Source organism: Aggregatibacter actinomycetemcomitans, from assembly GCF_003130205.1.
In the GTDB taxonomy this organism is placed as follows: domain Bacteria; phylum Pseudomonadota; class Gammaproteobacteria; order Enterobacterales; family Pasteurellaceae; genus Aggregatibacter; species Aggregatibacter actinomycetemcomitans_A.
In genome coordinates this window covers 1-5481 of record NZ_NRDF01000027.1, presented here as the reverse complement: position 1 = coordinate 5481, position 5481 = coordinate 1, and the positions used below count along the sequence as shown (strand labels likewise).

Genomic DNA, 5481 nt, shown 5'->3' with positions numbered 1-5481 from the left:
TGTTCTTTAACAATCAATCAGACAAACTGTGTGGGCACTTAGAGATTCGTTTTAGATTTAGATATTTAAAAATAGGACTTAATAGGTGCTACGAAGATTCGTTTATTTATATTATTTATATAATTAAGTCAGCTATTGAGCGATGAAACTTTTTTAAACTGAAGAGTTTGATCATGGCTCAGATTGAACGCTGGCGGCAGGCTTAACACATGCAAGTCGGACGGTAACGGGTAAGTACTTGTACTTATGCTGACGAGTGGCGGACGGGTGAGTAATGCTTGGGAATCTGTCTTATGGAGGGGGATAACGACGGGAAACTGTCGCTAATACCGCGTAGAGTCGGGAGACGAAAGTGCGGGACTTAATGGCCGCATGCCATGAGATGAGCCCAAGTGTGATTAGGTAGTTGGTGGGGTAAAGGCCTACCAAGCCGACGATCGCTAGCTGGTCTGAGAGGATGGCCAGCCACACCGGGACTGAGACACGGCCCGGACTCCTACGGGAGGCAGCAGTGGGGAATATTGCGCAATGGGGGCAACCCTGACGCAGCCATGCCGCGTGAATGAAGAAGGCCTTCGGGTTGTAAAGTTCTTTCGGTGGTGAGGAAGGGATGTTGTTTAATAGATAACATCATTGACGTTAACTACAGAAGAAGCACCGGCTAACTCCGTGCCAGCAGCCGCGGTAATACGGAGGGTGCGAGCGTTAATCGGAATAACTGGGCGTAAAGGGCACGCAGGCGGACCTTTAAGTGAGGTGTGAAATCCCCGGGCTTAACCTGGGAATTGCATTTCATACTGGGGGTCTGGAGTACTTTAGGGAGGGGTAGAATTCCACGTGTAGCGGTGAAATGCGTAGAGATGTGGAGGAATACCGAAGGCGAAGGCAGCCCCTTGGGGATGTACTGACGCTGATGTGCGAAAGCGTGGGGAGCAAACAGGATTAGATACCCTGGTAGTCCACGCTGTAAACGGTGTCGATTTGGGGATTGGGGTTTAGCCTTGGTGCCCGAAGCTAACGTGATAAATCGACCGCCTGGGGAGTACGGCCGCAAGGTTAAAACTCAAATGAATTGACGGGGGCCCGCACAAGCGGTGGAGCATGTGGTTTAATTCGATGCAACGCGAAGAACCTTACCTACTCTTGACATCCATGGAATCCTGTAGAGATACGGGAGTGCCTTTGGGAACCATGAGACAGGTGCTGCATGGCTGTCGTCAGCTCGTGTTGTGAAATGTTGGGTTAAGTCCCGCAACGAGCGCAACCCTTATCCTTTGTTGCCAGCGACTTGGTCGGGAACTCAAAGGAGACTGCCGGTGATAAACCGGAGGAAGGTGGGGATGACGTCAAGTCATCATGGCCCTTACGAGTAGGGCTACACACGTGCTACAATGGCGTATACAGAGGGTAACCAACCGGTGATGGGGAGTGAATCTCAGAAAGTACGTCTAAGTTCGGATTGGAGTCTGCAACTCGACTCCATGAAGTCGGAATCGCTAGTAATCGCGAATCAGAATGTTGCGGTGAATACGTTCCCGGGCCTTGTACACACCGCCCGTCACACCATGGGAGTGGGTTGTACCAGAAGTAGATAGCTTAACCGAGAGGGGGGCGTTTACCACGGTATGATTCATGACTGGGGTGAAGTCGTAACAAGGTAACCGTAGGGGAACCTGCGGTTGGATCACCTCCTTACTAATGAGCGACTTTAAGTGTTCACACAGTTTGTTTGATGGTTGTAGACAATGGAAGAACAAAGGAAAAAGTGAAAGATAGCATCTTTACATGTTGTCCCCATCGTCTAGAGGCCTAGGACATCGCCCTTTCACGGCGGTAACCGGGGTTCGAATCCCCGTGGGGACGCCATTTAAAGATGATTATCCGTCTTATCTGTTCTTTAAAAATCCGGAAACAAGCTGAAAACGAGACTTTCAAGAAAGTCTGAGCGAGTGATTGAGAAAAGGCGATTACTCGAATTTAATTTAAAACTGTTATTAATCGCAGCGCAGGTATGCCGCTTATGGTGAATATACTAATATCCTAAGGGCAAGAATACTTGAGGTTGTATGGTTAAGAGACAAAGCGTACAAGGTGGATGCCTTGGCAATCAGAGGCGAAGAAGGACGTGCTAATCTGCGAAAAGCTCGGATGAGTCGATAAGAGGCGTTTAATCCGAGATATCCGAATGGGGAAACCCGGTGGGTGAAGAACCCACTATCATTATCTGAATCCATAGGATAATGAGGCGAACCGGGAGAACTGAAACATCTAAGTACCCCGAGGAAAAGAAATCAACCGAGATTTTGTGAGTAGCGGCGAGCGAAAGCGAAGGAGCCTGTTAGTGATAGCGGCGGTGTCAGAGGAACGTGTTGGGAAGCACGGCGAGAGAGGGTGATAGCCCCGTACTTGAAGACACGGCAGTGGTACTGAGCTAACGAGAAGTAGGGCGGGACACGTGATATCCTGTTTGAAGAAGGGGGGCCCATCCTCCAAGGCTAAATACTCCTGATTGACCGATAGTGAACCAGTACTGTGAAGGAAAGGCGAAAAGAACCGGGGTGACCGGAGTGAAATAGAACCTGAAACCTTGTACGTACAAGCAGTGGGAGCCTGAAAGGGTGACTGCGTACCTTTTGTATAATGGGTCAGCGAGTTATATTTTGTAGCGAGGTTAACCGGATAGGGGAGCCGAAGGGAAACCGAGTCTTAACTGGGCGAGTAGTTGCGAGGTATAGACCCGAAACCCGGTGATCTAGCCATGGGCAGGTTGAAGGTTGGGTAACACTAACTGGAGGACCGAACCGACTAATGTTGAAAAATTAGCGGATGACTTGTGGCTGGGGGTGAAAGGCCAATCAAACCGGGAGATAGCTGGTTCTCCCCGAAATCTATTTAGGTAGAGCCTTGAGCGGACACCTTTGGGGGTAGAGCACTGTTTCGGCTAGGGGGCCATCCCGGCTTACCAACCCGATGCAAACTGCGAATACCGAAGAGTGATACTCAGGAGACACACGGCGGGTGCTAACGTCCGTCGTGGAGAGGGAAACAACCCAGACCGCCGGCTAAGGTCCCGAAGTCTATATTAAGTGGGAAACGAAGTGGGAAGGCTTAGACAGCTAGGATGTTGGCTTAGAAGCAGCCATCATTTAAAGAAAGCGTAATAGCTCACTAGTCGAGTCGGCCTGCGCGGAAGATGTAACGGGGCTGAAATATAGCACCGAAGCTGCGGCATCAGGCGTATCACTAATACGCCTTACGATTAACAACCTGCGCAATGAAGAGAAGCAGGTTGGTCAAGCGTCAAACCCGTTGAGACGGAAGTCATGACGGGAAGTGCGGTTGGAAATTGAGGAATATTAGTGATACGCCTGTTGGGTAGGGGAGCGTTGTGTAAGCGGAAGAAGATGAATCGAGAGGTTTGTTGGACGTATCACAAGTGCGAATGCTGACATAAGTAACGATAAAACGGGTGAAAAACCCGTTCGCCGGAAGACCAAGGGTTCCTGTCCAACGTTAATCGGGGCAGGGTGAGTCGGCCCCTAAGGCGAGGCTGAAAAGCGTAGTCGATGGGAAACGGGTTAATATTCCCGTACTTGGATAAACTGCGATGTGGGGACGGAGCAGGTTAGGTTAGCGTACTGTTGGATATGTACGTTTAAGTTGGTAGGTGGGGAGCTTAGGCAAATCCGGGCTCCTGTTAACACTGAGAGATGACGACGAGGCCTTAAGGGGCTGAAGTAACTGATACCAGACTTCCAGGAAAAGCCACTAAGCGAAAGGTTTATCTAAACCGTACTGAAAACCGACACAGGTGGTCAGGTAGAGAATACTCAGGCGCTTGAGAGAACTCGGGTGAAGGAACTAGGCAAAATAGCACCGTAACTTCGGGAGAAGGTGCGCCGGCGTAGATTGTAAGGGCTTGCCCCTGAAGGTTGAACCGGTCGAAGATACCAGCTGGCTGCAACTGTTTATTAAAAACACAGCACTCTGCAAACACGAAAGTGGAGGTATAGGGTGTGATGCCTGCCCGGTGCTGGAAGGTTAATTGATGGTGTAATCGCAAGAGAAGCTCCTGATAGAAGCCCCAGTAAACGGCGGCCGTAACTATAACGGTCCTAAGGTAGCGAAATTCCTTGTCGGGTAAGTTCCGACCTGCACGAATGGCATAATGATGGCCAGGCTGTCTCCACCCGAGACTCAGTGAAATTGAAATCGCCGTGAAGATGCGGTGTACCCGCGGCTAGACGGAAAGACCCCGTGAACCTTTACTATAGCTTGACACTGAACATTGAATTTTGATGTGTAGGATAGGTGGGAGACTATGAAGTTGGGACGCCAGTCTCAATGGAGTCGACGTTGAAATACCACTCTTTAACGTTTGATGTTCTAACGAGGCATCACTTACAGGTGTTCGGACAGTGTCTGGTGGGTAGTTTGACTGGGGCGGTCTCCTCCCAAAGCGTAACGGAGGAGCACGAAGGTTTGCTAATCACGGTCGGACATCGTGAGGTTAGTGCAATGGTATAAGCAAGCTTAACTGCGAGACGGACAGGTCGGGCAGGTACGAAAGTAGGTCATAGTGATCCGGTGGTTCTGCATGGAAGGGCCATCGCTCAACGGATAAAAGGTACTCCGGGGATAACAGGCTGATACCGCCCAAGAGTTCATATCGACGGCGGTGTTTGGCACCTCGATGTCGGCTCATCACATCCTGGGGCTGAAGTAGGTCCCAAGGGTATGGCTGTTCGCCATTTAAAGTGGTACGCGAGCTGGGTTTAGAACGTCGTGAGACAGTTCGGTCCCTATCTGCCGTGGGCGTAGGAGAATTGATTGGGGCTGCTCCTAGTACGAGAGGACCGGAGTGGACGCACCGCTGGTGTTCCGGTTGTGTCGCCAGACGCATAGCCGGGTAGCTAAGTGCGGAAGAGATAAGTGCTGAAAGCATCTAAGCACGAAACTTGCCAAGAGATGAGTTCTCCCTGTTTTTAAGACAGTAAGGGTTGTTTAAGACGAAGACGTAGATAGGCGTGGTGTGTAAGCGTAGTGATATGTTGAGCTAACACGTACTAATTGCCCGAGGGACTTAGCCATACAACGCTCAAGTGTTTTTGCGCAGGGGTGCGGGCGGATGTATTGATAAGAATAGCGGTATTAAATTAAAGAGAAAGATAAAGATAAAGAGAAGAAAAAGGACTGTAGCTCAGGAGAGAGTTGAGAGGGAAGGAAGTTGGTTTGAGGCTTGTTTTTGGAAGAGGACGCGTATAGCGTACAGGAAGAGAGAGTAGAAGGGAAAGAACGGGAGAAGCGAAAGCGCGAAATAAGAAAGCGAAGGCGCGGAAAGAAGAGAGAGGATAGTCATCAAAGAATATTGGCGGCGATAGTGCGGTGGTACCACCTGAACCCATACCGAACTCAGAAGTGAAATGCCGTAATGCCGATGGTAGTGTGGGGTATCCCCATGTGAGAGTAGGTCACCGCCAA

At 50.1% G+C, this 5481-nt stretch carries 1 tRNA gene and 3 rRNA genes; all 4 read left to right on the top strand.

The annotated features are described in order from the left end of the window. Positions 1–155 precede the first annotated feature (155 nt). A 16S ribosomal RNA gene (locus DK423_RS10825) occupies positions 156–1695 on the top strand. A gap of 95 nt (positions 1696–1790) precedes the next feature. Next, positions 1791–1866, top strand: a tRNA-Glu gene (locus DK423_RS10820). Between the two features lie 202 nt (positions 1867–2068). Further along, positions 2069–5091 (top strand): 23S ribosomal RNA (locus DK423_RS10815). A gap of 276 nt (positions 5092–5367) precedes the next feature. Further along, positions 5368–5481 (top strand): 5S ribosomal RNA (gene rrf / locus DK423_RS10810); the annotation flags it as partial.